The 22,128-nt window shown below is 73.0% G+C and carries 23 protein-coding genes; all 23 read left to right on the top strand.

Annotated features, from left to right (window positions below; all coding sequences use genetic code 11):
* Window positions 1-8 precede the first annotated feature (8 nt).
* Window positions 9-827 carry a helix-turn-helix transcriptional regulator gene (locus ACQB60_RS27400; RefSeq protein ID WP_496928758.1) on the top strand — a complete coding sequence of 273 codons (819 nt, stop codon included), beginning with the start codon at window positions 9-11 and terminating at the stop codon, window positions 825-827.
* Window positions 828-875: 48 nt separating this feature from the next.
* Window positions 876-1,667, top strand: a complete 792-nt coding sequence (locus ACQB60_RS27395; protein WP_496928757.1) for a LuxR family transcriptional regulator — start codon at window positions 876-878, stop codon at window positions 1,665-1,667.
* Between the two features lie 292 nt (window positions 1,668-1,959).
* Entirely contained in the window at window positions 1,960-2,883 is a 924-nt protein-coding gene (locus tag ACQB60_RS27390; RefSeq protein WP_496928756.1) for an ACP S-malonyltransferase, read from the top strand.
* 59 nt (window positions 2,884-2,942) lie between these two features.
* Complete coding sequence (locus tag ACQB60_RS27385) at window positions 2,943-3,692, top strand: thioesterase II family protein (protein WP_496928755.1); 750 nt, start codon at window positions 2,943-2,945, stop codon at window positions 3,690-3,692.
* Entirely contained in the window at window positions 3,689-4,459 is a 771-nt protein-coding gene (locus ACQB60_RS27380) for an IclR family transcriptional regulator (RefSeq protein ID WP_496928754.1), read from the top strand. The genes ACQB60_RS27385 and ACQB60_RS27380 overlap by 4 nt, the downstream gene beginning before the upstream one ends.
* A gap of 129 nt (window positions 4,460-4,588) precedes the next feature.
* Window positions 4,589-4,843, top strand: coding sequence for an acyl carrier protein (locus tag ACQB60_RS27375; RefSeq protein ID WP_384849596.1), 255 nt, complete (start codon window positions 4,589-4,591; stop codon window positions 4,841-4,843).
* A gap of 31 nt (window positions 4,844-4,874) precedes the next feature.
* Complete coding sequence (locus ACQB60_RS27370; protein WP_496928753.1) at window positions 4,875-6,152, top strand: beta-ketoacyl-[acyl-carrier-protein] synthase family protein; 1,278 nt, start codon at window positions 4,875-4,877, stop codon at window positions 6,150-6,152.
* Window positions 6,149-7,309, top strand: coding sequence for a beta-ketoacyl-[acyl-carrier-protein] synthase family protein (locus tag ACQB60_RS27365; RefSeq protein WP_496928752.1), 1,161 nt, complete (start codon window positions 6,149-6,151; stop codon window positions 7,307-7,309). Before ACQB60_RS27370 ends, ACQB60_RS27365 begins: the two co-directional genes overlap by 4 nt.
* Window positions 7,306-8,202, top strand: coding sequence for a beta-ketoacyl synthase N-terminal-like domain-containing protein (locus ACQB60_RS27360; RefSeq protein ID WP_496928751.1), 897 nt, complete (start codon window positions 7,306-7,308; stop codon window positions 8,200-8,202). Before ACQB60_RS27365 ends, ACQB60_RS27360 begins: the two co-directional genes overlap by 4 nt.
* Before the next feature lie 33 nt (window positions 8,203-8,235).
* Window positions 8,236-9,081, top strand: coding sequence for an alpha/beta fold hydrolase (locus tag ACQB60_RS27355; RefSeq protein WP_496928750.1), 846 nt, complete (start codon window positions 8,236-8,238; stop codon window positions 9,079-9,081).
* Window positions 9,078-10,049 (top strand): acyl-CoA thioesterase family protein, encoded by a 972-nt coding sequence (locus ACQB60_RS27350; protein WP_496928749.1) that lies wholly within the window; start codon window positions 9,078-9,080, stop codon window positions 10,047-10,049. Before ACQB60_RS27355 ends, ACQB60_RS27350 begins: the two co-directional genes overlap by 4 nt.
* Window positions 10,049-10,408, top strand: coding sequence for a hypothetical protein (locus ACQB60_RS27345; protein ID WP_496928748.1), 360 nt, complete (start codon window positions 10,049-10,051; stop codon window positions 10,406-10,408). The genes ACQB60_RS27350 and ACQB60_RS27345 overlap by 1 nt, the downstream gene beginning before the upstream one ends.
* Window positions 10,409-10,816: a hypothetical protein gene (locus ACQB60_RS27340; RefSeq protein WP_496928747.1), complete on the top strand. Its 408-nt coding sequence runs from the start codon at window positions 10,409-10,411 to the stop codon at window positions 10,814-10,816.
* The gene (locus ACQB60_RS27335; protein ID WP_496928746.1) at window positions 10,816-11,217 is read left to right on the top strand and encodes a hypothetical protein; all 402 of its coding nucleotides are present in this window, start codon (window positions 10,816-10,818) and stop codon (window positions 11,215-11,217) included. Before ACQB60_RS27340 ends, ACQB60_RS27335 begins: the two co-directional genes overlap by 1 nt.
* A 64-nt stretch (window positions 11,218-11,281) precedes the next feature.
* Window positions 11,282-12,391 carry a beta-ketoacyl synthase N-terminal-like domain-containing protein gene (locus ACQB60_RS27330; protein WP_496928745.1) on the top strand — a complete coding sequence of 370 codons (1,110 nt, stop codon included), beginning with the start codon at window positions 11,282-11,284 and terminating at the stop codon, window positions 12,389-12,391.
* 29 nt (window positions 12,392-12,420) lie between these two features.
* Entirely contained in the window at window positions 12,421-12,669 is a 249-nt protein-coding gene (locus tag ACQB60_RS27325) for an acyl carrier protein (protein ID WP_384849626.1), read from the top strand.
* A complete protein-coding gene (locus ACQB60_RS27320; RefSeq protein ID WP_496928744.1) occupies window positions 12,669-13,067 on the top strand; it encodes a 3-hydroxyacyl-ACP dehydratase FabZ family protein in 399 nt (132 codons plus the stop codon). The genes ACQB60_RS27325 and ACQB60_RS27320 overlap by 1 nt, the downstream gene beginning before the upstream one ends.
* Entirely contained in the window at window positions 13,064-13,552 is a 489-nt protein-coding gene (locus tag ACQB60_RS27315; RefSeq protein WP_496928743.1) for a 3-hydroxyacyl-ACP dehydratase FabZ family protein, read from the top strand. The genes ACQB60_RS27320 and ACQB60_RS27315 overlap by 4 nt, the downstream gene beginning before the upstream one ends.
* 9 nt (window positions 13,553-13,561) lie before the next feature.
* Entirely contained in the window at window positions 13,562-14,308 is a 747-nt protein-coding gene (fabG, locus tag ACQB60_RS27310) for a 3-oxoacyl-[acyl-carrier-protein] reductase (RefSeq protein WP_496928742.1), read from the top strand.
* Window positions 14,309-14,372: 64 nt separating this feature from the next.
* Window positions 14,373-14,996 (top strand): 2-hydroxychromene-2-carboxylate isomerase, encoded by a 624-nt coding sequence (locus ACQB60_RS27305; protein WP_496928741.1) that lies wholly within the window; start codon window positions 14,373-14,375, stop codon window positions 14,994-14,996.
* A gap of 40 nt (window positions 14,997-15,036) precedes the next feature.
* Window positions 15,037-15,249, top strand: coding sequence for an MbtH family protein (locus ACQB60_RS27300; protein ID WP_384849641.1), 213 nt, complete (start codon window positions 15,037-15,039; stop codon window positions 15,247-15,249).
* Window positions 15,250-15,435: 186 nt separating this feature from the next.
* On the top strand, window positions 15,436-19,407 hold the full coding sequence (locus ACQB60_RS27295) for an amino acid adenylation domain-containing protein (protein WP_496928740.1): 3,972 nt from the start codon (window positions 15,436-15,438) through the stop codon (window positions 19,405-19,407).
* Between the two features lie 54 nt (window positions 19,408-19,461).
* A partial coding sequence (locus ACQB60_RS27290; protein ID WP_496928739.1) for an amino acid adenylation domain-containing protein occupies window positions 19,462-22,128 on the top strand: 2,667 nt, incomplete at its 3' end.

The following is a 22,128-nucleotide window of genomic DNA, read 5'->3' as shown; positions in this document are numbered from 1 at the left end:
TGACTGGTGTGACGATCGATGCACACAGTGCCGAAGAGGGGGAGCGAGGGGCGAAGACCGGCCAGGGAAACCCGGGTCCGGGCCCGGGCGCGTCGGCCCCCGTGGACCACGCCGCGCATGTGGAGCAGACCCTGTTACAGGCCCGCGCGCTCATCGAGTCCACCGTCTCCCTCTACCGGCGGCTGCCCGCGGCGGAGCGCCCCGGCGTCCAGGCCGATGTGGCCGTCCTCGCGGAAGCGCTCGAAGACCTGCTCGGCCGGGCCCGGCACTCGGTCTGCTGCGCCATCAGCGCCGACGACGAATTCGGCTTCCTGGTGCGTCAGTTGCTCGGCGGGCTCGCCGCCGGGCCGACGGTCCGGGTGCTCTGCGCGGCCCCCGTCGCGGACTGCTCGCTCGCCCGGATGAGCCGTGGCGCCGAGTCGCGGTTCGAAGTCCGGGTCAGTGAGGCCGAGTTGCGCGACATCGTCGTCGTCGACGGGTCCACCGCGCTGGTGCGCGGAGGTGGCGGCAAGGCCGACGGACAGGCCACCCTCGTGAAGGACACCGCCGCGGTGCGCGCCCTCGAACTCCTCTTCGCCGGGGCCTGGTCGCGCGGCCGCAAGCTCGACGACCACCTCGCGCTCAGCCCCCGGCTGCAGAGCGAGCTCACCCGCAAGATCCTGGAGCGGCTGCGGGACGGGCGGACCGACGCCTCGGCCGCCCAGGAGCTGGATGTGTCCCTGCGTACCTACCGGCGTCATGTCGCCGAGATCATGCGTGAGCTCGGCGCCAACTCCCGCTTCCAGGCGGGCGCCAGGGCAGTGGAGCTGGGCCTGCTCGCGGAGTAGCCGGAATGCTCGCCGAGCAGGGTCCGACGGTACGAACACTCATGGGAAATGGCGGAGCACGTAGTGTCCAACGGGGCTGAGGACGAGCTGGAGCACGCACTCCTGGAAGTGCGGGCCCTCATCGAGTCGACGGTGGCGATCCACCGGGACCGCAACATCCGGGAGCAGCGGATCACCGCCGTCGACGGCTACACCGAGGTGCTGCGGGAGGCCGGGAACCTCATCAAGGGGGCCCAGCGCTCCATCGACATCGTGCATGCCCGGCCGCTGGTCGCCGGGGACCGGCTCACCGGCCAGGAGCGAGCCGAACGCAACCTCATCTACCGGGCCGCGGAGACGGTCGCCGTGCGGCTGCTCACCAGCCCCACCCTCGTCGACGAGGACTTCGTGCGCGAACAGCTCGCCCTGGAGCGGCCGGTGGCGATCCGGGTGACCCGGGTGCCGCCGCTGCAGGCGCTCATCGTCGACGGCAGCGCCGCCCTCGTGGTGGCCGAGTCCGCGGCCGGCGTGCGCGCCTCGAAGATCCGCGCACCGCAGGTCCTGCACAGCCTCGACACGCTCTTCGAGAGCGTCTGGCGCAACTCGGTGCCCGCGAGCGAGCGCATCGTCTTCGGCGACCGGGACCGGGCCGCGCTCGCCCGGCAGATCCTGGGCGCGCTGCGGGCCGGGGCCACCGACGAGGTGGCGGCGCGCGAACTCACCGTGTCCGTACGGACGTACCGGCGCCACGTCGCGGAGATCATGGCGCTCCTCGGTGCCAGTTCCCGCTTCCAGGCCGGGGCCAGGGCCGCGGAGCTCGGGCTGCTGCCGCCCGCGGCGCCGCGGCGGCCCACGTCCTGACGCCCGCGTCCCGCCGGTCCCGGTGGGCGAAGCTGCCACACGACCGCCGGGTGCGGGGCACCTCCTGGCAGCTTCCTGAAAGACGCGTTGCCGCCCCTCGGCGCCGCCCAGTTGGATAGGCGTCAGGAGAAAGGGATTCGGGAGCGTCAATTCCTGGGAATTCCCTCCTCGGCTGCGCCGGGACCCCCGCTCGGCAGGACGCCGCAGCACGGGGATCCGTCATTCCGTTGTGAGTTGCGGATGGATCCCCGTGCCCTCCTGTTCAGGACGGAGCGGAAGGCGGAGCAGATCCATGAATCAGGTGCCGATCGGCGTGGTGTTTCCCGGGCAGGGGACACAGAAAGAAGGAATGGGCGAACCCTGGCGGGACACTCCGTCGTGGGCGCTCACCGAAGAGATGTCCGCGGCGAGCGGCGAGGACATTCCCGAACTGCTGCTGCGCACACCGGGGGACCAGCTGCGGCGCACCGACCTCGCCCAGCTCGCCGTGTTCGGCGTCGCGGTCGTCGCCCACGCCGAGGCGGTGCGCCGGGGGGCGCTCGGCGGGCGCGTGGTGGGCTGCGCCGGGCACAGCCTCGGCGAGTACGCCGCCCTCACCGCGGCCGGGGCGCTCACGCTGCCCGACGCCACCGCCCTCGTCGCCGCCCGGGGCCGCGCCATGCGGGCCGCCGCCGAGCAGCGTGTGGGCACGATGGGGGTGCTCGTCGCGGCCCCCCTCGACGACGTCAGGGCGCTGGCCGGCCGGCTGCGCGCCGAGGGCGCCGACGTCTGGGTCGCCAACGTCAACGCCCCCGGCCAGACCGTGCTCTCGGGCTCCGTCGAGGGCATCGAGCGGATCGGCGACGAGGCCCCGTCCATCGGCGCCAAGATGATCCGGCTCCAGGTCGGCGGCGCCTTCCACAGCCCCTACATGGAGCCCGCCGCCGACGCCCTGCGCGCCGCCCTCAAGAACACCGCCTTCGCCCCCGCGCACCTTCCGGTCGTGGCCAACGCCGACGCCGAGGCGCACGCGGCCGACACCGACTGGCCCGAGCTCGCCACCCGCCAGCTCACCTCGCCGGTGCTGTGGGAGCGATGCGTGGGCACCCTCATCAACTCCCTGGGCTGCCGCCGCCTCGTCGAAGTCGGCCCGGGGCGGACCCTCGCGGGCCTCATCCGGCGGATCGCCCCGGACACCGAGGTGGTGTCCCTCGACAGTCCGGCCGCCCTGGCGTAGGGCCGCCAGGGCCTGTCCCGCGGCTCAGGCCCCGACTTCGACACGAGGAGACGTACGCAATGGCACTCAGCACCGAAAGCAGCTGGCTGCACCGGCATCCGACGAAGGCGCCGCCCCGGCTGCGGCTGCTCTGTCTGCCGCACGCCGGCGGGTCCGCCAGCTTCTTCCACGGCTGGGGAGGCGCCGTCGGCGACGACGTGGAGCTGCTCGCCGCGCGCTACCCCGGACGGCAGGAGCGCATCGCCGAGGACCCCCTGGACTCCCTGGAGGCGCTCGCCGACGCCCTCGCCGACGAACTCGGGCCCCAACTCGACCTGCCGCTCGCGGTGTTCGGGCACAGCATGGGCGCCTCCGTCGGCTACGAGCTGACGCTGCGCCTCAAGGAGCGGTACGGGACCGGGCCCGAGGTGCTCATGGTGTCCGGGCGCAAGCCCCCGCACCTGCTCACCCCGCGCGCGGCCGCGTTCGGCGGGGACGCCGCGCTGATCGCGCAGGTGCGCCGGCTCGGCGGCACCGACGCCCGGCTCCTGGACGACCCGGCCCTGCGCGAGCTCGTGCTCCCCGCCATCCGGGCCGACTTCGCGGCCGTCGCCCGCTACCCCGCGCGCCCCGGCGTGCCCCTCGACTGCCCCGTCGTCGCCTACCTCGGCGCCGACGACCCGGACATCAGCACCGCGGAGATCTGGGACTGGGAGCGGCTCGCGCCCAAGGGCTTCGGCCTGCGGGTGATGTCCGGCGGCCACTTCTACCTGGTGGACCGCAGGGAAGAGCTGCTCCTGGACATCCGCTCCCGGCTGGCCCCGCGATGAGCACCGCGGTCCGCCCGCCCGTGGCGGAGAGCGGTGTCGCCGTGCTCGACAAGGCGGCCAAGCTCCTCGAACGGGTCGAGTCCGGGCCCGCGACCCTGCGCCAGCTCACCGACTACAGCGGCATCGCCCGGCCCACCACGCACCGCCTCGCCGTCGCCCTGGAGCGGCTCGGGCTGCTCGCGCGGGACTTCGAGGGGCGCTTCGTGCTCGGGCACCGGCTCGGCGAGCTGCACGTCGAGGCGTGGCGCGACCGGCTCGCGCAGGCGTCGGGGCGGGTCCTCGCCGACCTGTGCGAGGTGACCGGCCTGGACGCGCGGCTGTTCCGGCGCCGCGGCCGCCTCCAGGTCTGCATGGCCACCTCCGCCGAGTCCGCCGCCCGACCCGAACCGCTGCCCGTCGGCATGGCCCGGCCCGCCTCCGCGGGGCCCGTCGCCCAGGTGCTGCTCGCCTGGGAGGAGCCCGAGGAGCTCTGCGAGGGGCTGCGCGGCGCCCGCTTCACCGCGGCCCAACTCGCCTTCGTACGACGGCAGGGCTATGCGCACGGGCCCGACGCGATGCTCCCGGACGCCCTGACGTACGCCGTGCCGCTGCTCACCCCGGAGAACCGGGTGGTGGCCGCGCTCGCCCTGACCGGGCCGCAGTCCCGCCTCGCCGAGGCGCCGGGCCGCGCCCTCAGCAGCCTCATGATCGACTCCGCGGCGGCGCTGAGCGACACCCTCCTGCGGGCCCACGCCTTTCCTGTCCAGGAATCGAAGAGCGGACTCTGAATTTCCTTGCGGCGGTGGCAGCTTGTTGCAGCCGACATTGTGAGGAATCCGCGGCAGACCGCACCATTCATTTGCGAGTAATCCCGCCGTGTGCTTTCTGGGGCGGCGAATCAGAAAAGGGGAATCAGCATGTCGAATGCCACGTACGAAGAGCGCCTGGAAACCATCAAGGAAATCGTCTGCGACATTCTTGAGATCGAGGAGGACGAGGTCACCGAAGTCAGCCTCTTCAAGGAGGAGCACGACGCCGACTCGCTCCGTGCCATCGAGATCCTCGCCGCCCTGGAGAAGCAGTTCAAGGTCGTCATCAGCCAGAGCGAGCTGCCACGCATGGTGAACCTCAAGGGCGTCTACGAGGTCGTCGCGGAGCCGGCCGGCTGGTAGTCGGACCCGCGGCGCGGAAGGGGAGGTTGGCATGACGACGGCAGTGCGCGGCGCGGGCCGCACCCGGCCGGGGCGCCACCGGGTGGTCCTCACCGGACTCGGGGTGGTCTCCAGCATCGGACTCGGCGCGAAGGAGTTCCTCCAGGGGCTCCGTGAAGGGCGCAGCGGTGCCCGGCCCATCACGGTGTTCGACACCGAGGGTTTCGCCCACGCGAACGGGTGCGAGATCACGGACTTCGCTCCGCAGGACTGGATCAGCACGCTGGACGTGGAACAGCTCGGCAGGGCCGCGCAGTTCTCGACGGCGGCGGCCCGGATGGCCCTGGAGGACTCGGGACTCGACCTGACGCAGCTGCGCGCCCGGCGCGGACTGATCTCCATCGGTACGACCGACGGCGAGAGCTATGACCTGGACCAGCTGGTCGAGGCCGAACTCGCCGACGGGATCGGCACGTTCGACCCCGTGGCCGCCCGGCGCGTGCCGGCCGGGCGGCTCTCGGTGGCCATCGCCCAGGAGCTGGGCCTGACCGACGTGGAGGCGCTCACCATCCCGACCGCCTGCTCGGCGGGCAACTACGCGATCGGCTACGGCTTCGACGCGGTCAGCTCCGGCGAGGCGGAGTTCGCCTTCTGCGGCGGCGCCGACGCCATGTGCCGCAAGACGTTCACCGGCTTCTACCGGCTCGGCACCATCGCCCCGGACCGGTGCCAGCCCTTCGACGCCGACCGCAAGGGCATCCTCACCGGCGAGGGCGCCGGGGTCCTCGTACTGGAACGGCTCGATGCGGCCCTGGAGCGCGGCGCGACCATCTACGCCGAGGTCCTCGGCTACGGACTCAACTGCGACGCCCACCACCAGGTGGCGCCCGACCGGGACAGCGTCGCCGAACTCATGCGGCTCGCCCTGCAGAACGCGGGTGTCGCCCCGCACGAGGTGGACCTCATCTCGGCGCACGGCACCGGCACCAAGGCCAACGACATCACCGAGGCGGGCGCCATCCGCCAGGTCTTCGGAGACACGCCTCCCCGCACCGTCTCCATGAAGTCGATGCTCGGCCACAGCATGGGCGCCGCCAGCGCGCTCGGCGCCATCGGCTGCGCCCTCGCCATCCAGAACCGCTTCATCCCGCCCACCATCAACCACGTCACCACCGACCCCGAGTGCCACGTCGACTGCGTACCGAACGAGGCCGTCGAGGCCGACCTGAGGATCGTGCAGAACAACGGTCTCGCGTTCGGCGGCAACAACGCGGCGGTGCTCCTCGGCCGGTACGACGCGACGCAGCTCCAGGAAGAAGGAGTGTCATGACGACCCGCCCGATCATCGGCATGGGCGCCGTCGCGGCCACCGGCTCCGGTGTCGACGAGCTCTTCGACAGCCTGTGCCGCGGCGTCAGCGGCCGGGCCGCCCTGCGCGGCTTCGACCGCGCCAACTTCCGCGCCCAGCACGCCTACGAGGTCGACGACCGGCCCGTGCGCGGCGCCGACATACCCGGCCGCGCCACCCGGCTGCTGCTCGACGCGGTCGGCCAGGCCGCCGCCGACGCCGGGCTCGGCGAGGACCTCAGCGGCATCCCCGTCCTCGTCGGCACCGGCCTGCGGGAGCTGCGCTCCCTGGAGCTGTGGTGGCGCGACGGATCCCCGTTCGCCGACTCGGGGCTGCACTTCGGCACCGGCCTGCGCGAGCGCTTCAACGCCGATGTCACGCACACCTTCTCCAACGCCTGCTCGGCCTCCCTGTACGCGCTCGCGCTCGGCTCCGACCTCCTCGACCAGGAGGGCGGCCCCGACACGGTGATCGTCGCGGGCGTGGACGTCCTGACCGAGTCCATGTACGGGCTCCTGGAGCGCGTCCACACCCAGCCCCCGGACCGCGTCCGGCCGTTCGACCGCAACCGCACCGGCGTGCTGATGGGCGACGGGGCCGCCGCGGTCGTGCTGCGCCGCTCCCCCGATGAGGCCGCGGCGGCGGGCGCCGGGAAGGTGTACGGGAACCTGCGCGGCGTCGCCGTCAACTGCGACGCCTACCACGTGACCGCGCCCTCCCCGGAGGGCATCGCCGAGGCCATGCGCGCCGCCCACCGCATCGCCGGGGTCAAGCCCTCGGACGTGGACCTGGTGATGCTGCACGGCACCGGCACGCTCCTCAACGACGAGGCGGAGGCCGCGGCCCTCGCCGACGTCCTCGGGGACGACGCCTCGGCGCCCCTGATGACCGCGGTGAAGTCCATGACCGGACACACCTCGGGCGCCTCCGGGCTCATCAACCTCATCGTGGGCCTCCAGGCCCTCAACGCGGGGACGGTGCCGCCGACCGTGGGCCTCGACGACCCGGTCGAGGAGGCCGAGCGGTTCCGCTTCGTCACCGAACAGGCCGCCACCGCACAGGAGTTGCGGGTGGCGCAGCTCAACGCCTTTGGATTCGGCGGCATCAACGCCGTCGCCATCGTGGAGGGGACCCGATGAGTCGCCGTAGCACCGACAGCCCCGTGGTGGTCTCCGGCGCCGCCGTACTGCTGCCCGGCGCCGACACCGTGCGGGCCCTCGCCGAAGGCCCGGCCGAGGGCGGCGCCCCCGTCGAACCGGCCGCGCACGTCGGCAAGAAGGGCCTGCGCTACAAGGACCGGGCCACCCAGCTCGGCTACGCCCTCACCAAGGCGGCCCTGCGCGACGCCGGGCTGCTCGCAGGCGCCGGCGAGGCCAAGGGCGACGGCTCCCTGACCGTGCCCGCGCACACCGTCGGCGTGGTCGCCAGCTCCAACTTCGGCAACCTCGACACCGTCGCCCGCGCCCTGGACACCATCCGCACCGAGACGGTCACCGCGACCAGCCCGATGGACCTGCCCAACGCGTCCAGCAACGTCATCGCCTCCTCGGCGGCCATCCGCTTCGGCCTGCGCGGCCCCAACCTGATGGTCTGCAACGGCGAGACGTCCGGCCTGGACGCCGTGCACTGGGCGGCCACCATGATCGCCGCGGGCCGGGTGGAGCGGGTCCTGGTGCTCGGCGTGGAGCCCGACAACGACGTGGTGCGCAGGCTGACCGGCGGCGCCGGGTCCGTGGACGGCGGGGCCGCCCTCGTCCTGGAGGCCGGCCGCGCGGCCGCCGCCCGCGACGCGTCCGTGCGCGCCGTGCTCGGCCCCTACCACCGGGCCGCCGCCGACACGGACCCGGCGGGCCCCGACTGGCGGGCGCCCGCGCACCTGGGCCGGGCCTCCGGGGCCGACGGGGTGCTCCAAGTCGCCGCCGCCGTCGGCCGGTTCGACGCCGGGGAGCGCGGTGCGGTACGGGCCGTGTCCGGTACCGCGGCCGACGACGCGAGCGCCGATCTGCTGCTGCTCGCCCCCGACGCGGCCTGACCCGCCGTCCAGGCCCCACAGGAGAGGAAGCCGGTGAACACGCACATAGACCTGCGGCCCGTCGTCGTGGAGCGGCGCACCGAGGGCAGTGGCCCGCGCGTGCTGCTGCTGCACGGCCTGGCCGCCAACGACAGCGTCTGGGAGCACACCCTGCCGCTGCTCTCCGGCTGCCAGGTGTGGACCGCCCGGCTGCCGTGGCGCACCGAGACCATCGCCGACTGGGGCGAGCAGCCCAACCTCAGGGGCTGGCTCGGCAAGGCCCTCGCGGCGGTGCCGGGCGGCGCCGAGGTGGTGGTCGCCCACTCGATGGCCGCCAACGTCCTGCTCGACCTGCTCGACCAGAAGAACCGGGGCGGCGTCGACGCGCTGCGCAGGTTCGGCATCCGGGCCCTGGTGCTCGCCTCGCCGTTCTACCGGGGCAGCGCCGAGCGCTTCGACTGGTCGACCATCACCTACTACCTCAACGACTTCCACCTGATCATGGAGGAGGGCGTCCGGGTCCACTCCGGGGACCGCTTCCCGCCGGACGTCCTGCGGGCCATGGGAGAGCGGGTGCGCGACCGCGTCGGCCCCTACGGCTGGTTCCGCTTCTTCGACCTGTACCTGCGCACCCCCGCCCTGCAGACCGGCCGCATCACCGTCCCCACCCTGGTCCTCGGCGGCGAGCGGGACTTCGCCGCCCGCCCCGAGGAGAGCGTGGCGCTCGCCGAGGCCCTGCCCGACGCCACCTCGCACGTCCTCGCCGACTGCGGGCACTTCCCGATGCTGGAGGCCCCCGAGGTCTTCGCCGCCCACGTCAGCTCGTTCATCCACTCGACCCTGGGCACCGCCCCGCAGCGCGGGCTTGCCCCTCTCACCGCCCTGGAGCCCCAGCGATGACCCTCGTCACGGACACCGCCGTCAAGGCGCTGCTCGCCACCGCCACCACCACCCAGGTCCGCCCTCGCTACGAGGGCTCCAACATCTGCACGTGGATCGGGTTCAAGCACGTCAACTACCTGGTGGAGGAGGCCGTACTCGACCACTTCCGGCAGTCCGGGCTCCCCGCGAGGGCCCTCTACGAGGAGCACGGCCTCGGCCTCGACCTGGTCCTGATCGACAGCCGCATCCTGCACGCCTTCCACATGGACGACATCGCCGAGGCGGAGGTCGTGCCGTGGACGAAGGAGACGGACGGCACCATCGGGTTCAAGGTCACCATCCGCTTCGAGCGGAACGGGGAGACCCTCAAGGCCGTCACGTCCAAGGTCCGCGTCTCGCTGCGCATGGACACCTACCTGGAGGCGGCCGGTGAGATACCACCGCTGCTCGCCCGCTTCGCCGTCGCCAGGCTCGGCGACGACCTGGTGCGCGAGCCGGCCGCGGCGGCCCCCGCGGAGCAGGAGATCCTCGACTCCCTCACCGCGGGCCGGAACGCGTACGCCTGGAAGTGGAACATCCCCTACCCGTACTGCCACTTCACCGAGCGCATCCAGATGTCCGGCTATCTGCGCCTGATGGAGGAGGGCAAGGACCGCTTCGTCGCCGACCGCGGCATCTCCATCAAGACGCTGCTCGACGACCGCCGCTGGATCCCGGTGGTGCCCCGCTCCGACATCCGCATCCTCGACGAGGCGCTGATGGAGGAGGACCTCTACACGGTGTTCACCGTCGAGGAGGTCTTCAAGGACTTCACCTACACCTCCCGCATGGACTTCTACGTGCTGCGCGACGGCAACCTCGTGAAGACCGCGACCGGTCGCATCGTGCACGGCTACGCCGTCATCGAGAACCGCCGCGACTGGAGCCTGGTCAGCCTCGACGAGCGCGTCGTCGACGCCATCAACGGCACGGCTGCGCGGGCGTGATGGACGACCGGGAGAGCGGCGACTGGGGGAGCGGTACGCCCCGGCTGCTGCTCATCGAGAGCCAGGGCCGCGTCGCGCCCGAGGACGCGGGGCTGCGCCGCGACGCCGTCACCCAGGTGCTCACCGGGCAGTCCGTGCTCCTCTTCCTGGTCCAGGACGGCGTCGTGCTCGCGGTGCCGGGCAGCGACGCCGACCTGGACCGGTTCCAGAAGGAGGGCGGCGTGCTCGCGGCGGACAGCTTCTCGCTCGCCCAGCACGGCCTCGAACCGGTCGCGCTGCGGCCCGAGTTGAAGGTCGTCGGCATGGACGTGGTGGCGGGCTGGATCCTCGATCCGGCCGTCCGGGTGGTGTGGCACTAAGTGGCCAGGCGGATTCCGCACACGGACGTGCTCATCACCCTGATGGGCGCCCCGCACGCCTCGGACCGGGTCACCAGCGCCCTGCGCCTGACCCAGGCCCTGTTGGAGCGCGGCGCCACCGTGCAGGTGTGGACCTGCGGGTACGCGACGCTGCTCACCCAGCGCGGACTCGGCCCCGACAAGCCGCGCAACCTCGCCGACTGGAACCGGAGCTACCCCTCCACGGCCGCCCTCGCCGAGGAGCTGCTCACCGCCTTCCCGGACCGCCTCTACTGGTACGGGTGCCGGTTCTGCAGCGACGACCGGGGGGCGGTCGACCACCTGCCCCAGGTGGTGCTCCGGCCGCCCGCCGGATACGCCGCGAACGTGGCGGCGGCCGACAAGACCCTGATGCTGGGAGTCATCTGATGGACCATCAGCACCAGGTGGAAGGGCGGGTCCTCGCCATCGTCGAGCGCGGCTACCGGGGCGCCCTGGAGAAGCAGTTCTTCGACGAGCTGTACCTGGCGACCGAGCTGCACCGACAGCTCGGCGGCCTCGACATCCTGCTGCGCGGCACGGCCGTCAGCTACGCCCTGGACACCGGCCCGATGCCCGCGCTGCGCATCGGCAACCGGACGGTGGACACCCTCACCGACCCCCGCCGCGGCCTGCGCACCCTCCTGGACGCGGGCGTCGGCGTCTGGGTGGAGGCGGACGCGCTCGCCGCGCTCGGTTCCTTGCGGCCGCTGCTCGACGGCGTCCGCCTCGCCGCCGACGGCGAACTGGCTGCCCGCTGGGGCGAGTACCGCCAGGTCTGCTTCCTCTGACCTCCCCCGCCTTCGGCTCACACACCCTCAACGGCTCACCCACTGGAAGGAATACGTGACGGTCATGACCACCCTCACCACGGGCACCGGACACCCGGTGATCACCGCATGGTCGGCCGTGTCGCCGTACGGCATGGGCAGGTCCGCTTTCACCGAGGGCCTGCGCGAGCGGCGCGGCGCCGTCACCGGACTCGGCCCCGAGCACGGCACGACCCCCGGCGTCGGCGTCGGCGGTGTCGTGCCCGGCTTCGGCGTCCGCGAGGTGCTCGGCAAGAAGGGCACCCGCTCCATGGACCGGGTGACCGGGCTCGCCGTCGCCGCCGTCGGCTCACTGCTCGACGACTCCGCGCGCAACCGCGCGGTCGGCACCGGCGAGGGCGCGGCGTTCGCGCTCGGCACCACCACGGGCAGCGCCCAGTCGATGATGGACTTCACCCGGGACTCGCTCACCGGCGAGCAGCCCTTCTTCGTCGACCCGGCGCGCTTCCCCAACACGGTGATGAACTGCGCGGCCGGACAGAGCGCCATCTGGTACCAGCTGAAGGGCCCCAACGCGACCATCGCCGGGGGCCGCACGGCCGGGCTGCACGCCCTCAACTACGCGCGCAGGCTGCTGGGTTCGGGCCGGGCGCGGACCGTGCTGTGCGGGGCGGCGGAGGAGTTCTCGCAGGCGCGGTCCTGGCTGGAGCACCACTCGGGCCCGGCGGCCGGCACCGTGCCGCCGCTCGGCGAGGGCTGCGCCATGCTCCTCGTCGAACCGCACGACCCCGACGACCCCGGGCAGCCCGTGCTCGCGGAGGTCCTCGCCGTGGAGCTGGGCGTCGTCCTCGACGGCGACCCGGGCCCCACGCTGGTGTCCTGCCTCCGCTCGGCGCTGCGGCGCGCGGAGGTGGAGCCGGGCCAGGCGGCGGCGGTCGCCCGCTCCGGGGCGCCCGGACCGGAGGGCGAGGGCGAACTCGCCGCCGTGCGCGAGGTGTTCGGCGCCGCTGACCCCGTCGACCTGACCCCGACCGGACTGATCGGCGACACGGGGGCCGCTGCGGCGGCCTTCCAGGCGGCGGCCCTCCTCTCCTACGCCGAGGGCGAGCCCCCGACGGCGGCGGGGCGGATCGGGGTCATCACCTCCGTCGACCGCACGGGTACGGCCGGCTGCGCCCTGCTCGCACTCCACTGACCGCCTCACCTTTCGGAAGGACAACTCCCATGCTGGACAAGGAAGATCTCCGCACCCTCGTGGCCCAGGTGCTCGACGTCGACGTCGACGAGGTGACCGACGACGCGAAGTTCGTCGACGACCTGGAGGTCGACTCGTTGATGGCCCTGGAGGTCGTCGTCGTCCTGGAGAAGAAGTACGGCATCAAGCTGCCCGAGTCGGAGCTCAAGCAGATCGTCACCCTGCAGAGCGCCTACGAGCTGCTGCGCGGCAAGGTCGACGCGCCACGGGCCGCCTGATGCCGGCCGCGAGCCCGCTGCGCGCACCGGTCGAAGTGCTGCCTGCCGAGGGCGAGTTGAGCACCGCGGCCCGCTTCACCGTGGGCGCGGACGAGACCGTGCTGCCCGGCCACTACCCGGGGTTCCCGATCTTCCCGGGGGTCTGCCTGGTCGAGTGCGCCCACCAGGGCGCGCTGGCCACCGTGCCCGGGGGCGCCAAGGGCGCCGGACTGGCCGCGGTGGAGTCGACCCGGTTCACCGGGCCCGTCTTCCCCGGCGACCAGGTCGACATCGCGATGGCGTGGAAGCGGATCCCGACCGGCGAGTGGCAGTGCCGGGCGAAGCTCAGCACCGGCCGCGGCCCGGCCGCCACCGTGCGGCTGCGCTACGGCGCCGCCACGGAAGGGGAGTCCGCGTGATCGGCCAGCGCGAGATCAGGGCCCGCCTTCCGCACCGCTTCCCGATGCTGCTCGTGGACCGGGTCGTGGACGTCGTCCCCGGCGAGCGCCTCGTCGCGCTCAAGGCCGTCACCTGCAACGAGCCCTGGTACGAGAAGCTCGGCCCGGACACCCCGGGCGAGGACTTCGCGTATCCCGACTCCCTTCTGGTGGAGTCCTGGTGCCAGTCCGCCGGGGCCCTCGCCACCTGGGACGACCCCAACCCGGATGTCCTCGACGGGCAGGTGATGCTCTTCGGCGCCATGACGGGCGTCGAGTTCCACCGCCCGGTCCTGCCCGGCGAGGTCCTCGAACACCGGGTGCGCCTGGACCGCAAGGTCGACGACACGCTGCTGTTCGAGGGCGACAGCCGCTCGGCCGGCGAGCCGGTGATGACCGTGGGCCGCATCGTCATGGCCTTCCGCCCCGCTTCCGCCCTGCGGCCGGACGCGGCCCCGCGCCCCTGAGGAGAGATCATGGGAGACAGCACGAACCAGGTGGCCCTGGTCACCGGAGGCTCGCGCGGCATCGGCCGGGCCACGGTCCGCGCGCTCGCCCGCGACGGATTCGACGTGGCCTTCTGCTACCGCTCGGACGACGCGGCCGCGCGCAGCCTGGAGAAGGCGGGCGAGGAGTTCGGGGTCCAGGTGGTCGGCACCCGCGTCGACGTCGCGGACGCCACCGCCGTACGGACCTGGACCGAAGCCACCGAGGATCTGCTCGGGCCGGTCGGGGCGGCCGTCACCGCTGCCGGGATCACCCGCGACAACCCGCTGGTCCTCATGGAGGACGAGCAGTGGCGGCAGGTCATCGACACCAACCTGGACGGCGTCTACCACGTCTGCCGGGCCGTGGTCTTCGGCATGATGAAGCGCCGCGCCGGGGCCGTCGTCAACATCTCCTCGGTCGCCGGGGTCTACGGCCACGGCACCCAGACCAACTACTCCGCCTCCAAGGCCGGGATCATCGGGTTCACCCGGGCCCTCGCCAAGGAGACCGGGCGCGCGGGCATCCGGGTCAACGCCGTCGCGCCCGGCTTCATCGAGACCGACATGGTCGCCGAGATGAACGACAAGGCCCGCAAGGAAGCCCTGTCCGCCATCCCGCTGCGCCGCATGGGCACCGCCGAGGAGGTCGCGGACCTCGTCGCGTACCTGGTCTCGGACCGGGCCGCGTACATCACGGGCGCAGTGCTGCAGATCGACGGCGGCATCACGATCTGAGCCCGTCCACCCTCTGAGCTCATCCGTTCAACTTCCCTCGCACCACTGACCGTTGGAGGCGGTGATGGCACGACGCGGGCCGCGCTGGTACTTCTCCTTCCGCAGTCCCTACTCCTGGATGGCGTACCGCGACCTGGTCGACCGGTACCCGGACGTGGCGGCACACATCGACTGGCTGCCGTTCTGGGAGCCGGACGACGCGGCCCTGGACGAGCTGGACCGCAGCAACATCAAGCTGCCGTACGTCCCGATGTCCAAGGAGAAGCACCTCTACATCCTCCAGGACGTCCGCCGCCTCGTGCGGGCCCGCGGCCTGGAGATGGTCTGGCCGGTGGACCCGGCGCCGCGCTGGGAGGTCCCGCACCTGGCCTACCTCGCGGCGCAGCAGCTGGGCGCGGGGCCGGAGTTCATCCGCGCGACCTACCGGGCCCGCTGGGAGCGCGGCGAGGACATCTCCGAGCCGTCCACCATGGCGAAGATCGGCGCGGAGGTCGGCATCGACCCGGACGCCGTGGCCGGCGCGCACGCCGACCCCGGCATTCGGGAGAAGGGACTCAAGGTACTGAACTCGCTGCACCGGGACGGCGTATTCGGCGTCCCCTTCTTCATCGTCGGATTCGACAAGTACTGGGGTATCGACCGTCTTCCCGGATTCGTGGAGGCGGTACGCGAGAAGAGCGCGAAGTAACCCCCCGGGAAAGGTAACCCTCCGAGAAAGGAAGAGAATCATGGCGACCAACCCCTTCGAGGACAATGGCGCGGTCTACTACGTCCTCATCAACGACGAGGGCCAGTACTCCCTGTGGCCCGCGTTCGCCGAGGTCCCGGCCGGCTGGACCACGCTGCACGGCGCGGCCCCCCGCCAGGAGTGCCTCGACTACATCGGCGAACACTGGACGGACATGCGGCCAACCAGCCTGGTCCAGGCCGCGGGGGCCTGACCGGGACACGTACGACGGAGCGGGACGGGCGTTGGCAGTTATCTGCAACGCCCGTTCTGCGTTGCCGGGGCCCGCCGCCGCGTTGGCAGGTTGATGCAGTCGGCGTTGTCGGAGAATTCCGGCGGATGACAGGGTGGAATTCGTTCCCCGGAATTTCAGGTTGACCGCTAGGGGTGGATGAGAATCATGCTCGGTGCAGACGGTGCGTCTCGGATATCGCTGACCGCGGCCCAGGCCGGAATCTGGTTCGCCCAGCAGCTGGACCCGGAGAACCCGATTTACAACGCGGCCGAATACCTCGACATCCAGGGCCCGTTGGACGTCGACGTCCTCGACCGGGCGCTGCACCGGCTCGTCGGCGAGGCCGAGGCCCTGCGGATGCGCGTCGTCGAGGACGACGAGGGGCTGTGGCAGATCGCGGACCCCGACCCCGAGTGGACCCTGGAGCAGGTGGACCTGAGGGCCGAGAGCGCGCCCGAGGCGGCCGCCGAGGCGTGGATGCGCCGGGTCCTCGCCGAACCCGTCGACCCGCGCACCGACCCGCTGTTCCGCTTCGCGCTGCTGCGGGTGGCCCGGGACCGTTACTTCTGGTTCTACCGCTACCACCACGTGACCGTGGACGGCTTCGCCGTCGCGCTGCTCGCCCGCCGCGCCGCCGAGCTCTACACCGCGCTCGCCGCCGGACAGGAGCCCGCGCCGAGCGGCTTCGGGCAGGTCGCCGAGCTCGTCACCGCCGACACCCTGTACCGCGAGTCCGAACGCTTCGCCGCCGACCGGGAGTTCTGGCAGCGGCGACTCGCCGACTGCCCCGAGCCGGTCGGCCTCAGCGACCAGAAGCCCGTCATGGCCCACGGCCTGGTCCGGCGCACCGAGTTCCTGCGCCCCGCGAGCCTGGAGGCGCTGCGCGACACCGCCCGCGAGGTCGGCGTGACCTGGCCGGCCGCGATGATGACCGCCGCCGCCCTCTACCTCCAGCGCTCCACCGGCGCGGACGAGGTGGTGCTCGGCGTCCCCGTCTCCTGCCGCCTGGGCAGGACGGCCCGCTCGGTGCCCGGCATGGTGTCGAACGTCGTGCCGCTACGGGTTGCCGTACGCCAGGACATGCCCCTGGCCGACGTCCTGAAGCAGGTCTCGGCAGAGCTCCGCGCCACCATGAAGCACCAGCACTACCGGTACGAGGACCTGGTCCGCGACCGCAATCTCCTGGGCGGCGGCGGGCGCCTGACCGGACCCGAGATCAACATCATGATGTTCGACTACGGGCTCTCCTTCGGCGAGCTGCCCGCCGTCGTCAACAACCTCTCCATCGGCCCCTCCGACGACCTGTCGCTGATCGTGTACGAGCGCTCCGACGGCCGCGGCCTGCACGTCGACTTCGACGCCAACCCGGCCCTGTACTCGGGCGCGGAGATCGCCGGACACCAGCGCCGTTTCATCGGCTTCCTGCACCAGCTGGCCGCCGCCGACCCGGGGACCCCCGTCGGCCGCATCGACGTCGTGGGCGAGGCCGAGCGCGACCTGGTGATCCACGGCCACAACGCCACCGCGCACGCCGTCCCCGACACCAGCCTCACCGAGCTCCTGCACCGGCAGGCCGCCCGCACCCCCGACGCGACGGCCCTGCGCTTCGAGGGCGCCTCCCTCACGTACCGCGAACTCCACGAGCGCGCCGACCGGTTGGCGCACCTGCTGCGCTCCCAGGGCGTCGGCCCGGAGAGCCGCGTCGCGCTCGCCGTGCCGCGCTCCGTGGAGCTCGTCACCGGCCTCCTCGCGGTCCTGAAGACGGGCGCCGCCTATCTGCCGGTCGACCCCGACTACCCGGCCGAGCGCATCCAGTACCTGCTGGCCGACGCCAGGCCCGCGCTGCTGCTCACCACCGCCGAGACCGCCGTGCGGCTGCCCACGGACCTCGCCGCCCCGCTGCTCGTCCTCGACATCGACGACACCGCCGACCTGCTGGCCGCGCAGCCCGCGACCCCGCTCGCCGCGCCCGCGCCGCACGGCGACCACCCGGCGTACGTCATCTACACCTCCGGCTCCACCGGCCGTCCCAAGGGCGTCCAGGTCTCCCACCGGGCCATCGCCAACCGGCTGCTGTGGATGGGCGAGCGCTACGGGATCGGCGCCGACGACCGGATCCTGCAGAAGACCCCGTCCGGGTTCGACGTCTCCGTATGGGAGTTCTTCCTGCCGCTGATCAGCGGCGCGACGCTGGTCGTGGCCCGGCCCGAGGGCCACAAGGACCCGCAGTACCTGGCCGCCCTGATCCGCGAGGAGCGTGTCACCACCGCGCACTTCGTGCCGTCCATGCTGCAGGTCTTCGTGCAGGAGCCGGGGGCCGCCGGCTGCACGGTGCTGCGCCGCGTCATCTGCAGCGGCGAGGCGCTCCCCGAGGAGCTGCAGAACCAGTTCCTCCAGGTGCTGCCGCGCGTCGGCCTCTACAACCTGTACGGGCCCACGGAGGCCGCCGTCGACGTCACCAGCTGGGAGTGCGCGCCCGCCACCGGGCCCGTGCCGATCGGCCGGCCCGTGTGGAACACCCGCACCTACGTCCTCGACGCGGCCCTGCGCCCCGCCGGACCCGGCGCCGCGGGCGAGCTGTACCTCGCGGGCACCCAGCTGGCCCGCGGCTACCTGGGCCGCCCGGGCCTGACCGCGGAACGCTTCGTCGCCGACCCGTTCGGTCCGCCCGGCGCCCGCATGTACCGCACCGGTGACCTGGCGCGCTGGACCGACGACGGCGCTCTCGTCTATCTGGGCCGCACCGACGACCAGGTGAAGATCCGCGGCTTCCGCATCGAACTCGGCGAGATCGAGGCCGCGTTGACCCGCCACCCCGAGATCGCCCACGCCGCCGTCGTGGTGCGCGAGGACAGTCCCGGCGACAAGCGCCTCGTCGCCTACCTGGTGCCCGCCGAGGGCGCCGGGCCGCGCACCGACGAGCTCCGCCGGGAGCTGGCCGGACAGCTGCCCGAGCACATGGTCCCGGCGGCGTTCGTCAGCCTGCCCGAACTGCCGGTCACCCCGAACGGCAAGCTCGACCGGAAGGCGCTGCCCGCCCCCGACCTGGCCGCCGCCACCTCGGGCCGGGCGCCCGGCAACCCGCGCGAGGAGATCGTCTGCGGACTCTTCGCGGAGGTCCTCGGGCTGCCCAGGACCGGCATGGACGACAACTTCTTCGACCTCGGCGGCCACTCCCTGCTCGCCACCCGCCTCGTCAACCGGGTCCGTGCGACCTTCGGCACCGAACTCACCATCCGCGCCGTCTTCGAGGCGCCCACCCCGGCGCTCCTGGACGCCCGCATCGCCGACGGCGACCGCGAGGAGGACCCGCTCGACGTCCTGCTCCCGCTGCGCCCGCACGGGGAGCGGCCCGCCGTCTTCTGCGTGCACCCGGCGGGCGGCCTCGGCTGGTGCTACGCCGGGATCATCAAGCACCTCGGCCAGGGCACCCCCGTCTACGCCCTCCAGGCCCGCGGCCTCGACGGCGACCCCGCGGGGCTGCCCGCCTCCTTCGAGGAGATGGCCGACGACTACATCGAGCAGATCCGCGCGGTCCAGCCGCACGGCCCGTACCACCTGCTCGGCTACTCCTCGGGCGGCATCGCCGCGCACGTCATCGCATCCCGCCTGGAGCGCGCCGGCGAACAGGTGGGGCTGCTCGCGATCCTCGACACCTACCCGGGGCAGACCCTCGCGGAGCTCGGCGAGCAGGAGATCCTCGCGGACCTGCTGCGCTGGGTCGGCTACGACCGCCGCTACCTCGGCAAGAAGCCCCTCAAGCACGCCAAGGTCATCGAGATCCTGCGCAAGCTCGGCAGCTCCCTCGCCAGCCTGGAGCCGCACCACATCGAGGCGATCGGCCGGGTGTACGCCAACGGGCGCGACCTCGTCCACGAGTTCGTGCCGAGCCGGTACGGCGGCGACGTCACCGTCCTGGTCGCCTCGCTCGACAAGGTCGACATCTCCCCGACGCCGGAGACCTGGCGCCCGTACGTGGCCGGCGAGATCACCGCGCACCACCTGGAGCGCAGCCACAACGACCTGATGAAGCCCGCGGCCCTGGCCGAGATCGGCCGGATCCTCGCCGACGAGCTGCGCGCCCTCGACGCGGCCGCAGAGGCCGACCGGGCCGCCGCCGCGCCCGCCGCCGTCTGACCCCGCCGCCGCACCCGAGCCCCACCGACCGTTCATTCAAGGGTGGTTAACACGATGAAGGACACCGTGCGCGCCGTGCCGGACGCCGATCCCACGGAGCTGATGGCGGACCGGGCCGCCCGCACCCCGCACGCCACGGCCGTGGTCTTCGAGGGGCAGCGGCTGACCTACGCGGAGCTCAACGCCCGCGCCAACCGGCTCGCCCGCGTCCTCGTGGGCCTCGGCGCCGGGCCCGAGCGGTCCGTCGCGATCGCGCTGCCCCGCTCCCTGGAGCTGCCCGTCGCACTGCTCGCCGTCCTCAAGTCCGGCGCGGGATATGTGCCGTTGGACCCCGAGTACCCGGCCGACCGCGTCGCGTACATCCTCGACGACGCCCGGCCCGCGCTCTTCCTCGACGCCGGCCGGCTGGCCCGCGCCGAGGCCGAGGGCGCGGGCCTGGACGGCAGCGACCTCACCGACGCCGACCGGACCGCGCCGCTGCGGCCCGCCCACCCCGCGTACACGATCTACACCTCCGGCTCCACGGGCCGCCCCAAGGGCGTCCTGATCACCCGCCGCTCCCTGGCCAACTTCCTCGCGTCCATGGCCGAACTGTTCCCGCTGACGGAACGGGACCGGCTGCTCGCGGTCACCACCATCGCCTTCGACATCGCCGTCCTGGAGATGTACCTGCCGCTGCTCGCCGGGGCCACCGTCGTCATCGCGCCCCGCGAGACCGTCGTCGACCCGGCCCGGCTCGCCGCCCTCGCCACCGCGAGCGGCGCCACGGTCATGCAGGCCACGCCGTCGCTGTGGCAGGCCATGACCACCGAACAGCCCGACGCCGTACGGGGGTTGCGGATGCTCGTCGGCGGCGAGGCGCTGCCGCCGTCCCTCGCCGCCGCCATGAGCGCCCTCGGCGCGCGCACCACCAATCTGTACGGCCCGACGGAGACCACCGTCTGGTCCACGTCCCTGGAGGTCACCGGCGATGGCGCCCCGCACAGCATCGGCGGCCCCGTCTGGAACACCTCCCTGTACATCCTCGACGACCGGCTGCGCACCGCCGACGAGGGCGAGCTCTACATCGGGGGCGACGGCCTCGCCCGCGGCTACTGGAACCGACCGGAACTGACCGCGGAACGCTTCGTCGCCGACCCGTTCGGCCCGCCCGGCGCCCGCATGTACCGCACCGGCGACCTGGCCCGCTGGCGGGCCGACGGGGACGTGGACTACCTGGGCCGCGTCGACCACCAGGTGAAGATCCGCGGCTTCCGCATCGAGCTCGGCGAGATCGAGGCGGTCCTCGCCACCCACCCGGACCTCGCGCAAGTGGCCGTCGTCGCCCGCGAGGACACGCCCGGATCCAAGCTGCTCGTCGCGTACGCCGTGCCCGCCACCGGCACCCCGGACGGCGGCCCCGACGCGGCCGAACTGCGCGCCCTCGCCGCGGAGTCGCTGCCCGAGTACATGGTCCCGGCCGCCTTCGTCACCCTCGACCGCTTCCCGCTCACCCCGAACGGCAAGCTGGACCGGGCCGCCCTGCCCGCCCCCGACCTGGCCGCCGCCACCTCCGGCCGGGCGCCCCGCACCCCGCACGAGGAGCTGCTCGCCGGGCTCTTCGCCGAGGTCCTCGGGCTGCCCTCGGTCGGCATCGACGACGACTTCTTCCACTTCGGCGGCCACTCCCTGCTCGCCACCCGCCTCGCCTCCCGGGTCCGCTCCGTGTTCGGCGCCGAACTGGCCGTCCGCACGGTCTTCGAGGCCCCCACGGTCGCCGACCTCGCCCCCCTGCTCACCGACGCGGACACGGCCCGGCCCCCCGTCCAGCCCGCCGAGCGCCCCACCTCCGTCCCCCTCTCCTACGCCCAGCGCCGCCTCTGGTTCCTCGACCGCCTGGAGGGCGGCGGCGCCACCTACAACCTCCCCTACGCGCTGCGCCTGCACGGCACCCTCGACGTGGCGGCGCTGCGCGCGGCCCTCGGGGACGTGGTGGCCCGCCACGAGGCCCTGCGCACCCTCTCCCCGGAGGAGGCGGGCGTCCCGTACCAGCGCGTGCTCGACCCGGCCGACGCACGGCCCGCGCTGACCGTCACGCCGGTCACGGAGGCCGACCTGGACGCGGCGCTCGCGGCCTCCGCGGCCCGCGGCTTCGACCTGGCCTCCGAACTCCCCCTGCGCACCGAGCTGTTCACGCTCGGCCCGGACGACCAGGTGCTGCTCCTGACCGTGCACCACATCGCCTCCGACGGCTGGTCCCTGGTGCCGCTGGGCCGCGACCTCGCCGCCGCCTACGCAGCCCGTACGCGGGGCGGGGCGCCCGAGGGCGAGCCGCTGCCGGTGCAGTACGCGGACTACGCGCTGTGGCAGCGCGACCTGCTCGGCGCGGAGGACGACGAAGACAGCCTGATCAGTGGCCAGTTGGAGTTCTGGAAGGCCGCGCTCGCGGGTGCCCCGGACCTCCTTGAGCTGCCCACCGACCGGCCGCGCCCCGCCGTCTCCAGCCACCGGGGAGCCGGTCACGCCTTCACGGTCCCCGAGGAAGTCGGCCTACGGATAAGGGAGTTGGCGAAGGTCACCCGCTCGACGCCCTTCATGGTGCTGCAGGCGGGTCTGGCGACGCTGCTCTCGCGTCTGGGTGCGGGTGACGACATTCCGCTGGGCGGCGCGGTGGCGGGTCGCCAGGACGAGGCCCTCGACGATCTGGTCGGGTTCTTCGTGAACACGCTGGTGCTGCGGACC

The organism is Streptomyces odontotermitis (assembly GCF_050510915.1).
GTDB lineage: Bacteria > Actinomycetota > Actinomycetes > Streptomycetales > Streptomycetaceae > Streptomyces.
Note: the sequence above shows the minus strand (reverse complement) of the source record. Positions and strands in the feature narration are given on the sequence as shown.

What these genes read in the sequence shown, in the direction of transcription:
- ACQB60_RS27365 (WP_496928752.1), top strand. Translation starts at nt 6,149, where the DNA reads ATGACGACCCGCCCGATCATCGGCATGGGCGCCGTCGCGGCCACCGGC.
- ACQB60_RS27360 (WP_496928751.1), top strand. Translation starts at nt 7,306, where the DNA reads ATGAGTCGCCGTAGCACCGACAGCCCCGTGGTGGTCTCCGGCGCCGCC.
- ACQB60_RS27385 (WP_496928755.1), top strand. Translation starts at nt 2,943, where the DNA reads ATGGCACTCAGCACCGAAAGCAGCTGGCTGCACCGGCATCCGACGAAG.
- ACQB60_RS27395 (WP_496928757.1), top strand. Translation starts at nt 876, where the DNA reads ATGGCGGAGCACGTAGTGTCCAACGGGGCTGAGGACGAGCTGGAGCAC.
- ACQB60_RS27345 (WP_496928748.1), top strand. Translation starts at nt 10,049, where the DNA reads ATGGACGACCGGGAGAGCGGCGACTGGGGGAGCGGTACGCCCCGGCTG.
- ACQB60_RS27370 (WP_496928753.1), top strand. Translation starts at nt 4,875, where the DNA reads ATGACGACGGCAGTGCGCGGCGCGGGCCGCACCCGGCCGGGGCGCCAC.
- ACQB60_RS27375 (WP_384849596.1), top strand. Translation starts at nt 4,589, where the DNA reads ATGTCGAATGCCACGTACGAAGAGCGCCTGGAAACCATCAAGGAAATC.
- ACQB60_RS27335 (WP_496928746.1), top strand. Translation starts at nt 10,816, where the DNA reads ATGGACCATCAGCACCAGGTGGAAGGGCGGGTCCTCGCCATCGTCGAG.
- ACQB60_RS27325 (WP_384849626.1), top strand. Translation starts at nt 12,421, where the DNA reads ATGCTGGACAAGGAAGATCTCCGCACCCTCGTGGCCCAGGTGCTCGAC.
- ACQB60_RS27295 (WP_496928740.1), top strand. Translation starts at nt 15,436, where the DNA reads ATGCTCGGTGCAGACGGTGCGTCTCGGATATCGCTGACCGCGGCCCAG.
- ACQB60_RS27350 (WP_496928749.1), top strand. Translation starts at nt 9,078, where the DNA reads ATGACCCTCGTCACGGACACCGCCGTCAAGGCGCTGCTCGCCACCGCC.
- ACQB60_RS27320 (WP_496928744.1), top strand. Translation starts at nt 12,669, where the DNA reads ATGCCGGCCGCGAGCCCGCTGCGCGCACCGGTCGAAGTGCTGCCTGCC.
- fabG (WP_496928742.1), top strand. Translation starts at nt 13,562, where the DNA reads ATGGGAGACAGCACGAACCAGGTGGCCCTGGTCACCGGAGGCTCGCGC.
- ACQB60_RS27305 (WP_496928741.1), top strand. Translation starts at nt 14,373, where the DNA reads ATGGCACGACGCGGGCCGCGCTGGTACTTCTCCTTCCGCAGTCCCTAC.
- ACQB60_RS27380 (WP_496928754.1), top strand. Translation starts at nt 3,689, where the DNA reads ATGAGCACCGCGGTCCGCCCGCCCGTGGCGGAGAGCGGTGTCGCCGTG.
- ACQB60_RS27330 (WP_496928745.1), top strand. Translation starts at nt 11,282, where the DNA reads ATGACCACCCTCACCACGGGCACCGGACACCCGGTGATCACCGCATGG.
- ACQB60_RS27300 (WP_384849641.1), top strand. Translation starts at nt 15,037, where the DNA reads ATGGCGACCAACCCCTTCGAGGACAATGGCGCGGTCTACTACGTCCTC.
- ACQB60_RS27390 (WP_496928756.1), top strand. Translation starts at nt 1,960, where the DNA reads ATGAATCAGGTGCCGATCGGCGTGGTGTTTCCCGGGCAGGGGACACAG.